Annotated in this window: 16 protein-coding genes; 13 read left to right on the top strand and 3 right to left on the bottom strand. The window is 71.7% G+C overall.

Annotated elements, in window-relative coordinates; translation table 11 throughout:
* Positions 1–16: 16 nt before the first annotated feature.
* The 4 genes from GQR16_RS08830 (at position 17) to GQR16_RS08815 (ending at position 3,542) form a co-directional block, all read left to right on the top strand.
* Positions 17–2,014, top strand: coding sequence for a hypothetical protein (locus GQR16_RS08830; protein ID WP_157414778.1), 1,998 nt, complete (start codon positions 17–19; stop codon positions 2,012–2,014).
* A gap of 109 nt (positions 2,015–2,123) precedes the next feature.
* The gene (locus tag GQR16_RS08825; RefSeq protein ID WP_157414777.1) at positions 2,124–2,753 is read left to right on the top strand and encodes a GntR family transcriptional regulator; all 630 of its coding nucleotides are present in this window, start codon (positions 2,124–2,126) and stop codon (positions 2,751–2,753) included.
* Entirely contained in the window at positions 2,750–3,289 is a 540-nt protein-coding gene (locus GQR16_RS08820) for an OsmC family protein (protein ID WP_157414776.1), read from the top strand. The genes GQR16_RS08825 and GQR16_RS08820 overlap by 4 nt, the downstream gene beginning before the upstream one ends.
* On the top strand, positions 3,282–3,542 hold the full coding sequence (locus GQR16_RS08815; RefSeq protein ID WP_157414775.1) for a DUF1272 domain-containing protein: 261 nt from the start codon (positions 3,282–3,284) through the stop codon (positions 3,540–3,542). The genes GQR16_RS08820 and GQR16_RS08815 overlap by 8 nt, the downstream gene beginning before the upstream one ends.
* A gap of 88 nt (positions 3,543–3,630) precedes the next feature.
* Here the strand turns inward: GQR16_RS08815 and GQR16_RS08810 are convergent, their stop codons facing one another.
* Positions 3,631–5,172 (bottom strand): glyceraldehyde-3-phosphate dehydrogenase, encoded by a 1,542-nt coding sequence (locus tag GQR16_RS08810; protein ID WP_157414774.1) that lies wholly within the window; start codon positions 5,170–5,172, stop codon positions 3,631–3,633.
* A gap of 262 nt (positions 5,173–5,434) precedes the next feature.
* Positions 5,435–5,749 (bottom strand): hypothetical protein, encoded by a 315-nt coding sequence (locus GQR16_RS08805; RefSeq protein ID WP_157414773.1) that lies wholly within the window; start codon positions 5,747–5,749, stop codon positions 5,435–5,437.
* 217 nt (positions 5,750–5,966) lie between these two features.
* On the opposite strand from GQR16_RS08805, the gene GQR16_RS08800 reads away from it, so the two are divergent.
* The 9 genes from GQR16_RS08800 to GQR16_RS08760 all read left to right on the top strand — a co-directional run bounded on the left by GQR16_RS08800 (position 5,967) and on the right by GQR16_RS08760 (position 16,799).
* Entirely contained in the window at positions 5,967–7,637 is a 1,671-nt protein-coding gene (locus GQR16_RS08800; protein WP_157414772.1) for a thiamine pyrophosphate-binding protein, read from the top strand.
* Positions 7,638–7,749: 112 nt separating this feature from the next.
* Positions 7,750–8,535 (top strand): 2-keto-4-pentenoate hydratase, encoded by a 786-nt coding sequence (locus GQR16_RS08795; protein ID WP_157414771.1) that lies wholly within the window; start codon positions 7,750–7,752, stop codon positions 8,533–8,535.
* On the top strand, positions 8,520–9,350 hold the full coding sequence (locus tag GQR16_RS08790) for an HpcH/HpaI aldolase family protein (RefSeq protein WP_157414770.1): 831 nt from the start codon (positions 8,520–8,522) through the stop codon (positions 9,348–9,350). Before GQR16_RS08795 ends, GQR16_RS08790 begins: the two co-directional genes overlap by 16 nt.
* 77 nt (positions 9,351–9,427) lie before the next feature.
* Positions 9,428–10,981, top strand: a complete 1,554-nt coding sequence (locus GQR16_RS08785) for a fumarylacetoacetate hydrolase family protein (protein WP_157414769.1) — start codon at positions 9,428–9,430, stop codon at positions 10,979–10,981.
* Positions 10,978–11,697: a GntR family transcriptional regulator gene (locus GQR16_RS08780; RefSeq protein ID WP_157414768.1), complete on the top strand. Its 720-nt coding sequence runs from the start codon at positions 10,978–10,980 to the stop codon at positions 11,695–11,697. The genes GQR16_RS08785 and GQR16_RS08780 overlap by 4 nt, the downstream gene beginning before the upstream one ends.
* Positions 11,698–11,742: 45 nt before the next feature.
* Positions 11,743–13,251, top strand: a complete 1,509-nt coding sequence (hpaE, locus tag GQR16_RS08775; protein ID WP_157414767.1) for a 5-carboxymethyl-2-hydroxymuconate semialdehyde dehydrogenase — start codon at positions 11,743–11,745, stop codon at positions 13,249–13,251.
* 78 nt (positions 13,252–13,329) lie between these two features.
* The gene (gene hpaD / locus GQR16_RS08770) at positions 13,330–14,472 is read left to right on the top strand and encodes a 3,4-dihydroxyphenylacetate 2,3-dioxygenase (protein ID WP_157414766.1); all 1,143 of its coding nucleotides are present in this window, start codon (positions 13,330–13,332) and stop codon (positions 14,470–14,472) included.
* Positions 14,473–14,596: 124 nt separating this feature from the next.
* On the top strand, positions 14,597–16,030 hold the full coding sequence (locus GQR16_RS08765; RefSeq protein WP_157414765.1) for an aldehyde dehydrogenase family protein: 1,434 nt from the start codon (positions 14,597–14,599) through the stop codon (positions 16,028–16,030).
* Positions 16,031–16,211: 181 nt separating this feature from the next.
* On the top strand, positions 16,212–16,799 hold the full coding sequence (locus GQR16_RS08760; protein WP_157414764.1) for a TetR/AcrR family transcriptional regulator: 588 nt from the start codon (positions 16,212–16,214) through the stop codon (positions 16,797–16,799).
* Between the two features lie 110 nt (positions 16,800–16,909).
* Here the strand turns inward: GQR16_RS08760 and GQR16_RS08755 are convergent, their stop codons facing one another.
* Complete coding sequence (locus GQR16_RS08755; RefSeq protein ID WP_157414763.1) at positions 16,910–19,024, bottom strand: primary-amine oxidase; 2,115 nt, start codon at positions 19,022–19,024, stop codon at positions 16,910–16,912.
* Positions 19,025–19,094 lie beyond the last annotated feature (70 nt).

Here is a 19,094-nt window from a genome sequence, read left to right as displayed (position 1 = left end):
ACCGGAGGATCGGCGCATGACCAAGCCCACGAAACTCGCCGTCATCAGGGCCCGCCACGAGAGTGCCGCTCCCCCGGTCGACGACCGCCCGTTCATCGACCTGTTCATGGTCGGCTCCAACTCGGTCCTCCGCTACTGGGAGGACACCACCCGCAAGCACCTCGACTTCGTCGACTCGGCGCTCATGCCGTGGGTCGTCGTGAGCCTCGGCGACGACGTCTCGCGCGCGAAGCAGGCCGAGCTCGCGATCGACGCGCTGCGCGCGAAGTTCCCCGGAAGCGACCCCCTGGCCGGGTTCCAGGGCGTCGTCGTGCTCATGTACCCCGGCACCCGCCAGATCCCGAACCCGAAGGCGGGGCTGCCAGGCGAACCCGCCACCATCGCGCAGAACTTCGATGCCGGCGCCACGACCGTGCGCGGGTTCCCGGTCGCGGTGATCGCGGCCGCCACCGGTAACCACACGTTCATGTGCCACGAGGTCGGTCACGTGCTCGGGTTCGAGCACAGCTACGGCCTGCTGAACAACGGCGCCGACTGGGATCCGAAGGATGCGACCATCGTCGCCGACCCCGTGTACGGTTCCCCCTTCGACCTCATGTCGTCGGCCTCGTTCGGCTCGAGGTGGCTCGGCACCGGCCCGCTCTGGCGGTCGACGCCGACACGCAGCATCCCGGCCGTGACCGGATGGCCGACACCCGGCGCGTTCGGTTCGGCCGGCCCGAACCTCTCGCGCGCGCACCTGCACCGGCAGTTGCCCGACGCGATGGCCGGTTCGGTCGTCGAGCGCCCGTTCCCGACGTCGGGCCCCGTCTCGGTGCGGCTGCGCAGCGCTTCGGCGGATGTCGCGCGCCAGGGCTCCGGTCGCCAGCCGACGCTGCTCATCCTCCACCCCGCGGGCGAGCCGGCGAGCGGACTGGGCCGCATCTACGTCGAGTTCCGCACGGCCACCGGATGGGACGCCGGCCTCGACCCCGTGGGCACCGACCTGTCGCGCGAGGGCGTGGTGGTGCATTCGCTGACGGATGTCCCGGGCACGGGTCCGCGCATCTGGTACCGCGGCGTCGTGCCGCTCAACTCGATCGACACCGACGTGGCGGTCGACTCGAGCAACCTCACCGTCACGATCGTGGGCGTGGATCCCGACCGGACGTGGGTCGACCTGCGCGTCTCGAACGGGCCGGCGAACCGCACCGTGACCGTGGCGTCGCGCCTCCGCTCCGAGGACACGCTCGGCGTCGTCGGCACCGAGACCACCGAGCAGACGCCGTGCGGCGACACGGTCCGCCGCGGCACGTATGCGACCTCCACGCTCGAGATCTTCACGGTCTCGACGGTCGGCTTCGGCGGGATCGGGCAACCCGCCGCGACCGCGCCGACGGCGACCTGGACGGTCGGTGGCGTCCCCGTAACCGGCGGGAGCGGCGTCGTGCAGGTGCCCTTCGACGGGTCGACGTTCGCGGTCGACTACACGATCGACCCGGTCACGTTCGAGCTCGGGCTGACCTCGCCAGGGGGCATCCGCCTGGGCGCCGACGTGGTGTGCACGGTCGCGGACCAGATCGGCGCGGCGATCGGTCAGACGCGCTTCGAGGCCGAGGGCTGGTTCGAGGGGTACAACGGCGACGACTTCCCGAAGGTCATCGCCTGCTGGACCCGGCGCATCAAGGATCTCGACATCCGCGTGAAGCCCGGGGAGTTCGAGAAGCCGACGCCCGATCCGAAGTTCGACCCGCGCGACATCACGCGCCTCCAGATCGAGTTCGGCGACGCGGTCGTGCTCGAGCGTGCTGCGGCCGCCGAGGCGCTCCAGCGGGCCGAGACCCTCAAGGTGACCGAGGGCCTGCGGATCGCGGAGCAGCTGCGGGCGGCGGAGGCGCTCAAGACGGCCGAGACCCTCAAGGTGCAGGAGGGGCTGCGGGTCGGAGAGTCCGTCGCGACGAGGCCGTTCGACGCGACGAAGGTCACGACCGTGGGCCGTCTGCGGCTCGAGAACCTGGGCGTGTTCAACCGCTGAGCACGAGACGACGGATGCCGCGGACCGAACGCCGACCCGCGGCATCCGTCGCAGAACCCCTTCAGCCGTATTGCATGCAATACGGCTGAACGCATGCAATACTGAGCCCATGACCGTGTACGCGGCACTCCGACGCCTCGTCGTCGACGGCGAGATCCCCACCGACCGCCGGGTCTCGGAGGCCGAGCTCTCGGCGCGGCTGCAGGTCTCGCGCACCCCCGTGCGCGAGGCGCTCTCGCGGCTCGAGGGCGACGGGCTCGTCGACGCGCAGGGCCGGGGCGTGCGCGTACGCGTGCTGCCGCCCGCCGAACTCGAAGCCGTGCTCGAGGCGCGGGCGGCACTCGAGAGCTGGGCGGCCGGTCGGCTCGCCGAGCGGGTCGGCGACGGCGAGATCGCCCCCGCCAGACTCGCCGAGCTCGACGCGCTCGCCGACGCGAGCGATGCGGCCACCCGGGCCGGCGACCTCTCGACGGCCACGCACGCGAACCGCGAGTTCCACGAGGCCGTCGCGCGCCTCGCCGGCAACCCGGTCGTCGAGCAGACGCTCGCCACCTGGTGGGATCGCCTCGTGGTCGCCACCCGCAGCGGTCTGCGCGAGCCTGCGCGCGTCGAGCAGGTCGACGCCGAGCACCGCGCGATCCTCGCGGCGATCCGCGCCGGCGACGCCGACGCGGCGCGCCGAGCGACCGTCGCGCACGCGCAGCACACCATCGACACCGTGAGAGGAACGCCCGAATGACCAGGGAGCACCACTACGACCTGACGCTGCGCTGGACCGGCGACCTCGGCCGCGGCACCGCCGGCTACCGCGCCTACTCTCGCGACCACCTCGTCGGCCACGCGACCGCAGGCGAGCTCGCCGGATCGAGCGACCCGGCCTTCCGCGGCGACCCGACGAGATGGAACCCCGAGCAGCTCCTCGTCGCCTCGATCGCCCAGTGCCACATGCTCTGGTACCTGCACCTCGCGACCGAGGCGGGCATCGTCGTCACGGGCTACGAAGACGCACCCGGCGGCACGATGCTCGAAGAGGCGAGCGGCGCGGGCCGCTTCGCCGAGGTCGTGCTGCGGCCGGTCGTCACGATCGCCGCCGGCGACCCAGCCGTCGCCGAGGCCCTGCACGAGCGCGTCGGCGAGTTCTGCTTCATCGCCCGATCCGTGAACGTGCCGATCCGGCACGAGCCGACGATCGTGCCGGCGCCGTCCGCCGCTGCGGAACCGTCGGCCGCCCCCGAACCGTCCGCCCTCGAACCGAAGGTCCCCGCCGATGCTTGAACTCCGCCCGAACTGCGAATGCTGCGACCGCGACCTCGCCGTCGACGACCCCGAGGTCTACATCTGCACCTTCGAGTGCACCTGGTGCGCCGACTGCGCCGCGACGTTCCCCGAGCGCCGGTGCCCCAACTGCCGCGGCAACCTCGCGGTGCGGCCCATCCGACCCGAGCGCGCCCTCGCGAAGAACCCGGCGTCGACCGTGCGGGTCGTCACGCCCGACTGCCGCGAGAAGGTCGCCGCCTCGCGGGCCTGACGGCCGGCACGGGCGACAGCCACGGACGAACGGATGCCGCGGGCCGCACGTCGGCCCGCGGCATCCGCGATGCTCGAGCCGGGCGAGGTCAGCCGGCGACAAGCTCCGCCGGGGCGTCGACGTCGTCGAGCACGACGGAGGCGAGCACGACCGGCTCGCGCGCGGGCAGCACCACGGGGTGCGTGCCGGCCATGGCCTCGATGACGCGCACGACCTGGCACGAGTAGCCGTACTCGTTGTCGTACCAGACGTAGAGCACGGCGTCGGTGCCGTCGGCGATGGTCGCGAGGCCGTCGACGATGCCCGCGCGGCTCGAGCCCACGAAGTCGGTCGAGACGACCTCGGCCGACTCGATGTAGTCCACCTGCTGGCGCAGCGGCGAGGTGAGCGAGACCTGGCGCAGGTACCGGTTGATCTCGTCCTTCGAGGCCGGGCGCTCGAGCTGCAGGTTGAGGATGGCGAGCGACACGTCGGGCGTGGGCACGCGGATCGCGCTGCCCGTGAGCTTGCCGGCGAACGACGGCAGCGCCTTCGCGACGGCCTTGGCCGCACCGGTCTCGGTGATCACCATGTTCAGGGCCGCCGAGCGCCCGCGGCGGTCGCCCGCGTGGAAGTTGTCGATGAGGTTCTGGTCGTTCGTGAACGAGTGCACGGTCTCGACGTGCCCGCGCACCACGCCGTAGGCGTCTTCGACGGCCTTCAGCACGGGGGTGATCGCGTTCGTCGTGCACGAGGCGGCCGAGAGGATGCGATCGGACGCCGCGATGTCGCCGTCGTTGATGCCGTGCACGATGTTCTTGATCGCGCCCTTGCCCGGCGCCGTGAGCAGCACGCGCGCGACGCCCGTGGAGCGCAGGTGCTGCGAGAGCCCCTCCTCGTCGCGCCAGCGGCCGGTGTTGTCGACGACGATCGCGTCGCTGATGCCGTACGCCGTGTAGTCGATCGCGGCGGGGTCGTTCGCGTGGATCACCTGGATCAGCGTGCCGTTCGCGAGGATCGTGTTGGCCTGCTCGTCGACCTCGATGGTGCCCGCGAACGGGCCGTGCACCGAGTCGCGGCGCAGCAGGCTCGCGCGCTTGACGAGGTCGTTCGCCGAACCCTTGCGCACGACGATGGCCCGCAGCCGCAGGCCGGTGGCGTCGCCCGCGTGCGCGATGAGGATGCGCGCGAGCAGGCGTCCGATGCGGCCGAAGCCGTAGAGCACGACGTCGGTGCCCTCGCGCACCGGGCGGGCCGTGCCGTCGGCGGTGTCGGGCGCGAGCACGGGGGCGAGTTCGAGACGCAGGAGGTCGGCCAGCGGCATCCGCTCGCCCTCGCCGGTCGCACCGGATGCCGCGTACCGCGCCACGAGACGGGCCACGTCGATCGAGGCCGGGCCGGGCGCGATCTCGCGCAGCGCCTCGAGCACGCGCATCGTGTCGGCGGGGTCGAGCTCGACCTCGCCGGCCTGGCGTGCGAACCGGTGCGCCTTCAGCAGCTCGATCGGCGAGCGGTTGATGAGCCGGCGGCCGTGGATCGAGGTGACCACCCCGTGCTCACGGTAGAGGCCGCCGATGAGCGGGATCATCCGCTCGGCGAGCTCCTCTCGGGCGATCCATCGGGCACGGCTGGCGTCGAATTCGAGGCTCACGGTCTTCTCTCTCGGTCGCGAGGCGTGCGAAGGGCGTCGTCGACCTGGTCAGTCGCAGCCGAAGCCTGCCGGTGGGCAGCGTCGGCCACAGTCACTTCCGGGGGATGCCTCGATCGTACGATGCCCGAGGCTGGGCGCGTGCTGTACGGCGTGTCACGCACAGCGTGCAGGAACCGACGCGTCGGCGAGTGGCCGCGGGCACGGTCGGGCGACCGGCGGACCGGACGCGCGCGAGCGATGGACGCCGCGACGCGGCATCCGATCAGGCGGTCTGAACCGGCGTGACGTCGTCGACGAAGTGCGTCTGCGAGACGGCGACGCGCTGCGGCACGCCCTCGAACGCGGCGGCGCGCCCGGGCGAGACCAGGTAGGTCGCCTCGAGCGCGAGGAACGCGTCGCGGTCGCCCTCGGCGCTCACGGCCCACACGAACTCGTTCGTCTCGCGCACGCCGTAGGCGAACTCGATCGCGAATCCGGCCGCGGGCCGGACGGTCGGCATGGTGGACTCCCACCAGGCGACGAAGGCGTCGAACTCTCCGTCGACGAGCGTGTAGCGGCGCAGCTGGATGGTCTTCACCCGATCCATGATGCCGCACAACCCTCGTGGCGCCCGTCGTGTGACGGTCGACCCGGGCCGAGCGGCGCCGGCCGGCTTCGGTCGTATACTCGTCTCGTTCAGGCGCAAGAGCGCGCCGGTGCTCGCAAAAGGGGCACGAAGCCCGGTCGGTCACCGCCGGTCGCGCGAGACACATACGGAATCCGCATCCGTTCACCGTCTCCCGAAGGACTTCGCCATGCCCACGACCACCACCGTCTCCGCCCACGTCGCCGCCGCACTCTCGGCCCACCTCGACCACGTCTTCGGGGTCATGGGCAACGGCAACGCGTACTTCCTCGACGCCCTCGAACGCGCGACCGAGGTGCGCTTCACGGCCGTGCGGCACGAGGCCGGCGGCGTGGTCGCGGCCGACGCGCACTTCCGGGCTTCCGGGCGCATCGCGGCGGCGACCGCGACGTACGGCGCCGGGTTCACGAACACGCTGACCGCCCTCGCCGAGGCCGCGCAGGCGCATGTGCCGATCGTGCTCGTGGTCGGCGACGAGCCGACGTCGGGCCCGCGCCCGTGGGACGTCGACCAGATCGCGCTGGCCTCGGCCGTGGGCGCGCGCACCTACACGGTCGGGCGAACGGATGCCGCGGCCACGACGATCCTGGCGATCGAGCACGCCCTCTCGTACCGCGTGCCCGTCGTGCTCGCGATCCCCTACGACGTCGCCGCCCTCGACGCGGGCGCCGTGCAGCCCGCCCCCGAGCTGCGCCTGCCGACGCCGCTCGCGCCTCGTGGACCGTTCTCGGGCGGCGTCGTCGCCGAGATCGCGGCGGCCCTGGCGGGTGCGAGCCGCCCGTTCCTGCTCGCCGGCCGCGGCGCCTGGCTGGCGGGCGCGGGCGACGCGCTCGGCGAGCTCGCCGACGCGACGGGCGCCGTGACCGCGTCGACGGCACTCGGCCGCGGCGTGTTCCCCGACCCGCGCTTCGACCTCGGCGTGACGGGCGGATTCGGCGCCGACGGCGCCATGGAGCTCGTGCGCGAGGCCGATGTCGCCGTCGTGTTCGGCGCCTCGCTCAACCAGTTCACGATGCGCTTCGGCGACCTCTTCGCACCAGGCACGCGGGTGTTCCAGGTCGACATCCTGCCGGCGTCCACCCACCCCCACGTCGGCGGGTTCGTGCGGGGCGACGCGGGGCTCGTCGCCCGCGCGATCGTCGAGGAGCTCGATGCACGGGGCGCGGAGGCATCCGGATGGCGCGAGAGCGTCGACCTCACCGCACTCCGCGAGCAGCCCGTCTCGCCGGGTGCCGACGGCCTCGCCGACGACGGGCGGCTCGACCCGCGAGCCGTCGCCCGGCGCATCGGCGAGCTGCTGCCCGAGGACCGGGTCGTCGTCAGCGACGGCGGGCACTTCATCGGCTGGGCGAACATGTACTGGCCCGTGGCCTCGCCCGACCGCATGATCATGGTCGGCACGGCGTTCCAGTCGATCGGGTTGGGATTCGCGAGCGTGCCCGGCGCCGCCGCGGCGAAGCCCGACTCGGCGATCGTGCTCACCACGGGCGACGGCGGCGGGCTCATGGCGCTCGCCGACCTCGAGTCCGCGGTGCGCACCGCGGGCGGCCGAGGCATCGCCGTCGTCTGGAACGACGCCGCCTACGGTGCCGAGATCAACCTCTACGGGCTCAAGGGCCTCGCCCGCGAACCCATGCTCATCCCCGAGGTCGACTTCGCCGGACTCGCGGCGGCCGTCGGGGCCGAGGGTGTCGTCGTACGCTCGCTCGACGACCTCGACGCGCTCGCGGCATGGACGTCGTGGCCCGTCGCCGAGCGCCCGTTCCTGCTGCTCGACTGCCGCATCTCGGGCACGGTCGTCGCGCCGTACCAGGAGGAGATCATCCGCGTGAACAGCTGAGCGGATGCCGCGGGCGGCCGCCTGCGCCCACGCGCACCGCTCGGCATCGCCCGTGCGCGACATCCGCGGATCGTATACGATCTACTCGGAACCCCGAGGAAGTGGAGTCGACGTGCTCGAACCAACCCGCATCGAGGCGATCGCCGACGAGCTGCTCGTCGCCGATCGCGAGCGATCCGTCGTGCCGCTGCTCACGGCCCGCAACCCCGGCATGGACGTCGACGACGCCTACGCCGTGCAGAAGCTCTGGGCCGACCGACGCGAGGCGAGCGGGGCGCGCCGGGTCGGTCGCAAGATCGGGCTCACCTCGAAGGTCATGCAGGTCGCGACCGGCATCACCGAGCCCGACTACGGCGTGATCTTCGACGACATGGTCGTCGAGTCGGGCGCCTCGGTCGAGTTCGACCGGTTCTCGAACGTGCGCATCGAGGTCGAGCTCGCGTTCGTGCTCGCCAAGCCGCTCGCGGGCCCGAACGTCACGATCTTCGACGTGCTCGACGCCACGGCGCACGTCGTGCCGGCACTCGAGATCCTGAACTCGCATGTCGAGATGCCGGGGCGCACGATCGTCGACACGATCAGCGACAACGCGGCGATGGGCGCCATGGTCATCGGCGGCCGACCCGTGAAGGTCGACCAGGTCGACCTCAGGTGGGTCTCGGCGCTGCTGTTCCGCAACCAGACCATCGAGGAGTCGGGCGTCGCCGCGGCGGTGCTCGGGCACCCGGCCATGGGCGTCGCCTGGCTCGCGAACAAGCTCGCCCAGCACGACCAGTCGCTCGAGGCGGGCGAGATCATCCTCGCCGGGTCGTTCACGCGGCCCATGTGGGTCGAGCGCGGCGACACCGTGCACGCCGACTACCGAGAGCTGGGAACCGTCTCATGCCGATTCGAATGACCCTCCCGCCGACGCTCGGCGCCCGCATCGCCGTATCCGACCGCCCCCTGTTCGGCGCGTGGTCGTGCGCGGGCAGCGCGACGAACGCCGAGATCGTGGCCGGCTCGGGCCTCGACCTCGTGCTCATCGACGCCGAGCACTCCCCCGCTGGACTCGAGTCGATCCTCGCCCAACTGCAGGCGGTGGCCGCCTACCCCGTCACGGCGCTCGTGCGCCCGCCGTCGGGCGACACGGTCGCGCTGAAGCAGGTGCTCGACCTCGGCGCGCAGAACCTCGTCGTGCCCATGGTCGACACCGCCGAGCAGGCCGCCGAGATCGTGCGCGCCGTGCACTACCCGCCGGTCGGCGTTCGCGGCGTGGGCAGCGCATTGGCCCGGTCGTCGCGCTGGAACCGGGTCGAGGGCTACCTCGCCGACGCGTCGTCGACCATCTCGCTGTTCGTGCAGATCGAGTCGGCCGCGGCGATCGCGAACCTCGAGCAGATCCTCGCCGTCGACGGCGTCGACGGCGTGTTCTTCGGCCCGGCCGATCTCGCCGCGTCGATGGGGCTGCTCGGTCAGCAGGAGCACCCCGACGTCGTCGGCGCCGTGCTCGCGGGCATCGCGTCGGCCGCCGCGGCGGGCAAGCCGTCCGCCGTGAACGCGTTCGCACCGGCCGCCGCAGATCGCTATGTGCAGGCCGGGGCCGCGCTCGTCATCGTCGGGGCGGATGTCGCACTCCTCGCCCGCGCGACCGAGGCCCTGGCCGACCGGTTCATCGGTTCGCACCCGGGCGGGCCGGATGCGTCGGGCGCGACCCTGCGCGCGAGCTACTGACGCCGGAACGCGACCCGACCTCTTGCACACCCATCCAGATCGTATATGATTTCAAATATCACGAGACGAGGACGTCAATGACCACCGATGCCATCGCCACCCCCGGCAAGATCATCGCCGTGCACCTCAACTACCCGTCGAGGGCCGCCCAGCGCGGCCGCACGCCGGCCCAGCCGAGCTACTTCCTCAAGCCCGCGTCGTCGGTCTCGGGCACGGGCTGCACGATCGAGCGCCCCGCCGGCACCGAACTGCTCGCCTTCGAGGGCGAGATCGCGATCGTCATCGGCGAGCGCGCGCGCCACGTCTCCCCCGCCGACGGCTGGCGGCACGTGGCCTCCGTGACCGCAGCCAACGACTTCGGCGTCTACGACCTCCGCGTCGCCGACAAGGGCTCGAACGTGCGCAACAAGGGCGGCGACGGCTTCACGCCGCTCGGCCCGGCGCTCATCCCCGCGAGCGCCGCCGGCGAAGACGGCTGGCGCGTGCGCACCTGGGTCAACGGCGAGCTCGTGCAGCAGGACACGAGCGACACCCTGCTCTTCCCGTTCGGGCGCCTCGTCGCCGACCTCTCGCAGCACCTCACCCTCGAACCCGGCGACGTGATCCTCACCGGTACGCCCGCCGGCTCCTCGGTCGTGGTGCCCGGCGACGTCGTCGAGGTCGAGGTCGACGCTCCGGATGCCGCGGGCGCGCCGTCCACCGGCCGCCTCGTCACGACCGTGACGCAGGGCGCCGTGCCGTTCGGCGACTTCGGCACGAAGCCCGCCATCGACGACGACCAGCGCCTCGAGGCCTGGGGTTCCGAGGCCGAGCTCGCCGCGGCCGTCGCCGCAGGGCGCGCGACCCCCGCAGCGCAGACGGCCGACGCCGCGCAGCACGCCGCGACATCCGCCCCCTCCGTGCTCACCGACGAACTCCGCGCCGCGATCGGCGGAGTCGCCGTCGCGACGCTCTCGGTCGCGCTGCGCAAGCGCGGCTACCACGACGTGTTCATCGAGGGCGTCCACGCGAACCACCCCGGCGACCGCATCGTGGGGCTCGCGAAGACGCTGCGGTTCATCCCGTTCCGGCCCGACCTGTTCGCCTCGCACGGCGGTGGGTTCAACGCGCAGAAGGTCGCCTTCGACACCGTCGAGCCCGGCGAGGTGCTCGTGGTCGAGGCCCGCGGCGAGCGCGGCACCGGAACCGTGGGCGACGTGCTCGCCCTGCGCGCCCAGGTGCGCGGCGCGGCCGGCATCGTGACCGACGGCGGCGTGCGCGACTTCGACGCGGTCGCCGGGTTCGAGATCCCCGTCTTCTCGCAGGGACCGCACCCCAGCGTGCTCGGCCGCCGGCACGTGCCCTGGGAGGTCGACGTCACGATCGCCTGCGGCGGTGCGGCGGTGCAGCCCGGCGACGTCGTCGTGGGCGACGGCGACGGCGTCATCGTGATCCCGCCGCAGCTCCTGGCCGAGGTCGTGGCCGAGGCGGTCGCGCAGGAGGCCGAGGAGGCGTGGGTGGCCGAGCAGGTCGCCGGCGGGGCATCCGTCGACGGACTGTTCCCGATGAACGCCCACTGGCGGGCGCGCTACGAGGCGGAGGCCCGCGGCGCCGGCGCCGAGGCATCCGTCGTCGAGGGAGGCGCCCGGTGAGCGCCGCCGCAGCGTCGGCCTCCGCAGCACCGAGCGCACCCCCGGCCGAACCGGTCGAGTCGAAGTCTCAGCGCGCCTACCGGTTCGTGCGCGACCGCATCGACGACGGCCGCTACGTGCCCGGCTACCGGCTCGTGCTCGGCACGATCGCCGGCGAGCTCGACGTGAGCGTCGTGCCCGTGCGCGAGGCGATCCGCCGCCTCGAGGCCGAGGGACTCGTCACGTTCGAGCGCAACGTCGGCGCGCAGGTGGCCCTCATCAAGGAGACCGAGTACCTGCACACCATGCAGACCCTCGCGCTCGTCGAGGGCGCCGCGACCGCCCTGTCTGCGCCCACGCTCACGCCCGAGCACCTGCGACGCGCCCGCGAGGTCAACGAGCGGATGCGCCGCACCCTCGACGACTTCGAACCGCACCGCTTCACCGAGCTCAACCTCGAGTTCCACGCCGTGCTGTTCGAGGAGTGCCCGAACCCGCACATCCTCGACCTCGTGCACCGAGGCTGGAACCGCATGAAGGTGCTGCGCGACTCCTCGTTCAGCTTCGTTCCGGGCCGCGCCCACGAGTCCGTCGCCGAGCACGACCGCATCCTCGACCTCATCGAGTCGGGTGCCGATGCGCTCGACATCGAGCTCGCCGCTCGAGCACATCGCACCGCCACGCTCGACGCCGTGCTGGCGTACCAGTCCGAGCACAAGCATCCGCACAACGGCTGACCCGCCGCCGCTCGCGTCCGCACATCTCAGAACGGGAGAACCAGCATGACCGACACCATCACCACCGGGCACGTGCCCGAGGGGCTGCCCGACCGCATCCGCCACTACATCGACGGCGAGTTCGTCGACTCGATCGACGGCGACACGTTCGAGGTGCTGAACCCCGTCACGAACGAGACCTACGTGCACGCCGCCGCCGGCAAGAAGGCCGACGTCGACCTCGCGGTCGCGGCCGCCCGGCGGGCGTTCACCGAGGGGCCATGGCCGCGCATGCTCCCCCGGGAGCGTTCGCGCGTGCTGCACCGCATCGCCGACATCGTCGAGTCGCGCGACGCCCGCCTCGCCGAGCTCGAGAGCTTCGACTCGGGTCTGCCCATCACCCAGGCGCTCGGGCAGGCCCGCCGCGCGGCCGAGAACTTCCGCTTCTTCGCCGACCTCATCGTCGCCCAGGCCGACGACGCCTTCAAGGTGCCCGGCAAGCAGATGAACTACGTGAACCGCAAGCCGATCGGCGTCGCCGGACTCATCACGCCGTGGAACACCCCGTTCATGCTCGAGTCGTGGAAGCTCGGCCCCGCGCTCGCGACCGGCAACACCGTCGTGCTGAAGCCCGCCGAGTTCACCCCGCTCTCGGCCTCGCTCTGGGCCGGCATCTTCGAGGAGGCGGGCCTGCCGAACGGCGTCTTCAACCTCGTCAACGGCCTCGGCGAAGACGCGGGCGACGCGCTCGTGAAGCACCCCGACGTTCCGCTCATCTCCTTCACGGGCGAGAGCTCGACCGGGCAGCTGATCTTCGCCAATGCGGCCCCGTACCTCAAGGGCCTCTCGATGGAGCTCGGCGGCAAGAGCCCCGCCGTGGTGTTCGCCGACGCCGACCTCGACACGGCGATCGACGCGACGATCTTCGGCGTGTTCTCGCTGAACGGCGAACGCTGCACCGCGGGCAGCCGCATCCTCGTGCAGCGCGAGGTCTACGACGAGTTCGTCGAGCGCTACGCCGCGCAGGCCTCGCGCGTCGTCGTCGGCCACCCGCACGACCCGAAGACCGAGGTCGGCGCGCTCGTGCACCCCGAGCACTACGACAAGGTCATGAGCTACGTCGAGCTCGGCACGTCGGAGGGCCGCCTCGTCGCCGGCGGCGGTCGACCCGACGGCTTCCCGACGGGCAACTACGTGGCCCCGACCGTGTTCGCGGATGTCGCGCCCGACGCCCGCATCTTCCAGGAGGAGATCTTCGGGCCGGTCGTCGCGATCACCCCCTTCGACACCGACGAAGAGGCGCTCGCGCTCGCGAACGACACGAAGTACGGCCTCGCCGCCTACATCTGGACCAACGACCTCACGCGCGCGCACAACTTCTCGCAGGCCGTCGAGGCGGGCATGGTCTGGCTCAACTCGAACAACGTGCGCGACCTGCGCACGCCGTTCGGCGGCGTCAAGGCCTCGGGTCTCGGACACGAGGGCGGCTACCGCTCGATCGACTTCTACACCGACCAGCAGAGCGTGCACATCACGCTCGGCGCCCCGCACAACCCGACCTTCGGCAAGGCGTGAGCCGCGGCATCCGCCCCGCTCCCGCTTCGCCGAACCCGCACACCCGCACCGCCGCACGACTCACGCAAGGACGCTGACATGACCCAACGCGACGACATGACCCTCACCTCGTCGGGCTTCTACGTCTCACAGGAGGCGCCGATCCACTCGAGCAACCCGGTGCCGACGCCGTCGGCGCCCGCCCCCGACATCCTCCGCTGCGCGTACATGGAGCTCGTCGTGACCGACCTCGCCGCGTCGCGCGAGTTCTACGTCGACGTGCTCGGCCTGTACGTGACCGAGGAGGACGAGACGGCGATCTACCTGCGCTCGACCGAGGAGTTCATCCACCACAACCTCGTGCTGCGGCAGGGCGCCGTCGCCGCGGTCGCGGCCTTCTCGTACCGGGTGCGCACCCCTGAAGACCTCGACCGGGCGGTCGCGTTCTACTCGGAACTCGGATGCCGCATCGAACGCCGACCCGACGGCTTCACCAAGGGCATCGGCGACTCGGTGCGCGTCGAGGACCCGCTCGGGTTCCCGTACGAGTTCTTCTTCCAGGCCGAGCACGTCGAGCGCCTCTCCTGGCGCTACGACCTGCACACGCCCGGCGAGCTCGTGCGCCTCGACCACTTCAACCAGGTCACGCCCGACGTGCCGCGCGCCGTGAACTTCATGCAGTCGCTCGGGTTCCGCGTGACCGAGGACATCCAAGACGAGGAGGGCGTCGTCTACGCCGCGTGGATGCGCCGCAAGCCCACCGTGCACGACACCGCCATGACCGGCGGCGATGGCCCCCGCATGCACCACGTCGCGTTCGCGACGCACGAGAAGCACAACATCCTCGCGATCTGCGACAAGCTCGGCGCGCTGCGGCGATCGGACGCGATCGAGCGCGGCCCCGGACGCCACGGCGTCTCGAACGCCTTCTACCTGTACCTGCGCGACCCCGACGGCCACCGCGTCGAGATCTACACGCAGGACTACTACACGGGCGACCCCGACAACCCCGTCGTCACGTGGGACGTGCACGACAACCAGCGCCGCGACTGGTGGGGCAACCCCGTCGTGCCCTCCTGGTACACCGAGGCGTCGCTCGTGCTCGACCTCGACGGCAACCCGAAGCCCGTCGTCGCCCGCACCGACTCGTCGGAGATGGCCGTCACGATCGGCGCCGACGGCTTCTCGTACACGCGCTCGGGCGACCAGGAGCAGGGCTTCAAGCTCGGCCACACCCTCTAGGCGTCCGGGCGCCGCCCGTGCCCGCGCGCTCCCTGCGCGCACGGTCAAGCGCGCCGCACGCACGGACAAGGCCCCACGCACCCACCCTGCCTACCGTGGAACCCCGACTCAACGTGGAGGAACCATGGACAGCCCGACCCCCGTGCTCGAACCGACGCACGACGACCTGCTCGCCGAGATCCAGTCGTTCGACGGCGAGCGACGCGAGATCCTCGACCCGGCGACCGGCGAGGTCGTCGGCCACGCACCCGTGCACACGGTCGACGACCTCGAAGCCGCGGTCGCCCGGGCGAAGGCGGCCCAGCCGGCGTGGGCCGCGCTCGGCCACGAGCGGCGCAGCGAGCTGCTCATGCAGGCCGCCGACGCGATCGACGCCGAGGCCGAGGGGCTCGCGCGCATCCTCTCTCGCGAGCAGGGCAAGCCGCTGAACGGGCCGAACGCCCGGTTCGAGGTGGGCGGGGCATCCGGCTGGCTGCGCGCGGCCGCGGCGACCCCGCTCGAGACCGAGGTCGTCTTCGACGACGGCCAGGTGCACGCCGAGCTGGCGTACCGCCCGATCGGCGTGGTCGGCGCGATCGGCCCGTGGAACTGGCCGCAGATGATCACGGTCTGGCAGGTCGGACCCGCCCTGCGCATGGGCAACACGGTGGTCGTGAAGCCCTCGGAGTACACGCCGCTCAGCGTGCTCGCGCTCATCGCGGTGATCAACCGCGTGCTGCCGGAGGGCGTCGTCGAGATCGTCTCGGGCGGCCGTGAGATCGGCGCCGCGCTCTCGTCGCATCCGGCCGTCGGCAAGGTCATGTTCACGGGATCGACGGCGACGGGCAAGGCGATCATCCGCAGCTCGGCCGACACCGTCAAGCGGCTCACGCTCGAGCTCGGCGGCAACGACGCGGGCATCGTGCTGCCCGACGTCGACCCGAAGGCGATCGCCGAGGGGCTGTTCTGGGGTGCGTTCATCAACACGGGCCAGACCTGCGCGGCGCTGAAGCGCCTCTACGTGCACGACAGCGTCTACGACGCGGTGTGCGATGCACTCGTCGCGGTAGCCGGCGCGATGCCGATGGGCGTCGGGCTCGACGAGGCGAACGTGCTCGGCCCGCTGCAGAACCGCCAGCAGTTCGACATCGTCGACCGGCTCGTCGAGTCGGCGAAGTCGTCGGGCGCCCGCGTGCTGCTCGGCGGCGAGCCCGACCGAGGCCGGCCCGGCCACTTCTATCCGACGACGCTCGTCGCCGACATCGAGAACGCGAACCCTCTCGTGCAGGAGGAGCAGTTCGGCCCGGCGCTGCCGATCATCCGCTACCACGACGTCGACGAGGCGATCGCCCTCGCGAACGGCGTCGAGGTCGGCCTGGGCGCCTCGGTGTGGGGCGCCGATCGCGACGAGGCACGACGCGTCGCCGCGCGCATCGAGGCCGGCACCGTGTGGATCAACTCGCACGGCACGATCCACCCGATGGTGCCGTTCGGCGGTGCGAAGCAGTCGGGCTACGGGCTCGAGTTCGGCGTCGAGGGCCTGAAGGCGCTCGGCGTGCCGCAGGTCATCAACGGCTGACCCGCGAGCTCCGCGAGCACCGAGAACCACAGAACAGCACGAACAGCACGAACAGCAACCTCGGCGGGCCGGGAGCACACGTCGCTCCCGGCCCGTCAGCGTGCCACCCCGTCGTCCGACGTCGCACGCGTATCGTGGACGGCGACCGCGACGGCACGGCCTCCGGTCGCGAGAGGGGACCATGCCGAAGATCGTCGACCACGACGAGCGCCGACTCGAGATCGTGCGCGCGACCTGGCGCCTCATCGCCGAGAAGGGGTTCCGCGCGACGACGATGCGCGAGATCGCGAAGTCGGCCGGCGTCGCCAACGGCGGGCTCTTCCCGTACTTCCGCAACAAGGAAGAGCTGATCGGGGCGACGTTCGAGCACGTCTACTCGGCGACGAACGCCAGGTTCGCGGCCGTGCGCGCCGACCTCGAGGGCATGGCCGCGCTGCGCGCGCTGATGCTGCAGATCTTCCCGCTCGACGAGGAGCGCATCCTCGAGGCGCGCATCGTGATCCCGTTCTGGGAGTACGCGGCGAACGACCCCGCCCTGCTCGCCCTGCACGAGCGCACGATGGACGAGTGGCGGGTCGAGATCGCCGACCACCTCGAGCGGGCGAAGCAGCTCGGCGAGGCGCGCGCCGACCTCGACGTCGCGGTCGCCACCGACCACCTCATGGCCTTCGTCGACGGCGTGCAGGTGATCGCCGTCGTCTCCCCCGCGAGCGCCGCGCCCGCCCGCCTCACCCGGCTCCTCGAGGGCTACCTCGACCTGCTGCGCTAGCTCTGCCGAGACCGGCCGACCGCGATCTGCGTGCGGCGTCGTCGTCCTGCCGCCCGATCGACGGCGAGAGGGCCGGATGCCGCGGCTGCGACATCCGGCCCTCTGACGCGTCAGTGCGTGGTCAGTGCCCGTGCCCCGGCGCAGGTGCACGCCCCGGCCTCGCACCGGCATCCGCCCGCCGCGTGAGCCGCGTGACCTTCGTGGGCTGCGCGACCCTCGTGCCCGCCCGCGCCATGCGCGCCGTGAGCCGACCCGGTGTGGCAGGCCATGCCGAGCGAGGCCGACGAAGGCACGTTCAGGGTGGGGTTGCGGCCGAAGAAGCCGTAGGGCTTGAGGGTGAACTTGGCGGTGTCGACGGGCATGACGGGCCAGTCCTCGACGCGCGGGAAGTGCGTCGGGCCGAAGGTGTGCCAGAGCACGATGTCGTCGCCGTCGATCGAGCGGTCGGCTGCGGTGTAGCGCGGCAGGCCGTCGCCGCCGGGGCCCTGGTTCACGAGGTCTCCGGCGGGGTACCGCTCCGCCTGGTCGTACTGCGTGACCCAGAGGTGCTTGCGCGTGAAGCCGGCGCGCTTGGCGATGACCGATTCGGGGTCGGCCAGCAGCGTGGGCGAGCCCTGGGCGATGAGCTCGTAGCCGACCGGACGGCCCAGGCGGTTCGTCTTCTCGGTGTTGACGATGTGCCAGGTGCGTCCGGCGACGGGATCGGCGTCGCGCGCACCCTCGGCCTCGGTGCGCAGGCGCGTGCTCCGCTTCGTGAAGGCGTTGCCGTAGGCGTTGCCCTCGCCCATCGGCACGCGCGCGGCATCGACCTCGTCGACCGCGTTGGCGAGGCCGTCGACCATCATGTCGAGGCGGGCGCTGAAGAGGTGCTGGTGGTACGGCGCACCGAGGCCGGGCGCGACCTCGCTGGCGTGATCGCCGGCCGCGGCATCGAACGCCGAGGTGAAGAGCACGCCCGTGAGCTTGGCCTCGCACTCGATGGTGCCGTCGAGGTAGAGGTACCAGTAGAAGCCGTAGTCGTAGTTGCCGACGGTCGTGAAGAAGCTGATCACGAGGCGGCGCTGGCGACGCACCTCGTTCGAGCCCGTGTAGATGTCGGTGTGCTTCCAGAGGGTGCCGTAGTCCTCCTCGTGCATGCAGATGGCGTTCGGGATGACCTGCGGGTGCCCGAACTCGTCGGCGATCGTCGCGTCGAAGTAGCGGATCTCGCCGAGGCAGTCGCATCCGAGCTGCAGCGAGTTCGCGTAGCGGCCGAAGACGTACTCGCCCGTGTCGAAGTAGTTCTGCCAGAAGCGCGCGGGCGAGGGGTCGCCGTAGGGCACGACCATCTCGGCGATCGAGGCTCGGTAGACGATGTCGCGCTCCTCGCCGCCCTGGTCGGCGTCGACGTAGCGGATGCGGCGCAGCACGAGCCCCTCGCGCGCGTCGAAGGCGAGCGAGAAGCGCCAGTTCGCCCAGCTCACCCGATCGCCGTCGACCGTGAAGCTCGGCCCATCGGGCTGACTGATCTCGATCGGCTTCAGGGTGTCGAGCGGCGCGCCCTGCACCGCGGGGTCGTCGAAGTTGCCGCCCTCTGCCGGAATGTCGTAGACGCGATGGTCGACGAGCTCGAACATGCGCCCCTCGATCATGTCGACGTAGGCGCAGAGGCCGTCGACGGGGTGGGCCCAGCAGTGGTCCTGCTCGTTCTCGCGCATGAAGGCGAGCACGCGGATGACGCGGCGACCCGCTTCGGCCTCGAAGCCGTAGTTGCCGGCCGAGAGCGGCGCGAGGGCGACCTGCTCGTGCGTGATGCCGCGCTTGGCGAGGGCGTCGTGCCATTCCTGCTCGGCGCCGAGCAGGTCGTAGATCGCCTCGAACTCGACGTCGAGGATCGGCACATGGCCGTTCGCGCCGTCGATCGGCTCGTTCGAGAGCACCGCGCGGTCGGTGACCGAGACGCGGAGGTCGGCGGAGGCGCCCGTCGACCGGTCGAGCACCAGCGCACGCACGATGCGGGGCAGCTCGACGCCCGCGAGCACCTCGGCCTTGGCCGGTTCGTCGAGTCCGACGTACACGAATCGCGTGTGCTCGCCGATGAGGGCGGCCTCGTGCAGGATGTCGCGGGCCGCGTCGATCTCGTCGACCGAGAGTCCGCGCAGCGGGTCGTTCGCGCTGCCCGGTGCGCCGCCGGGCGCCTCGTCAGGCCGCCGGCCGATCGAGTGGAGGGTGGACGTCGTCGTCATGTTGCACCTTTTTTCTCTACGTATGTCGAGTAATATAACCGCACGCACCGGAACAGGGAAGATTCGGAAG

Source organism: Agromyces allii (genome assembly GCF_009749385.1).
Classification (GTDB): domain Bacteria; phylum Actinomycetota; class Actinomycetes; order Actinomycetales; family Microbacteriaceae; genus Agromyces; species Agromyces allii.
This window is presented reverse-complemented; position numbering and strand designations above follow the sequence as displayed.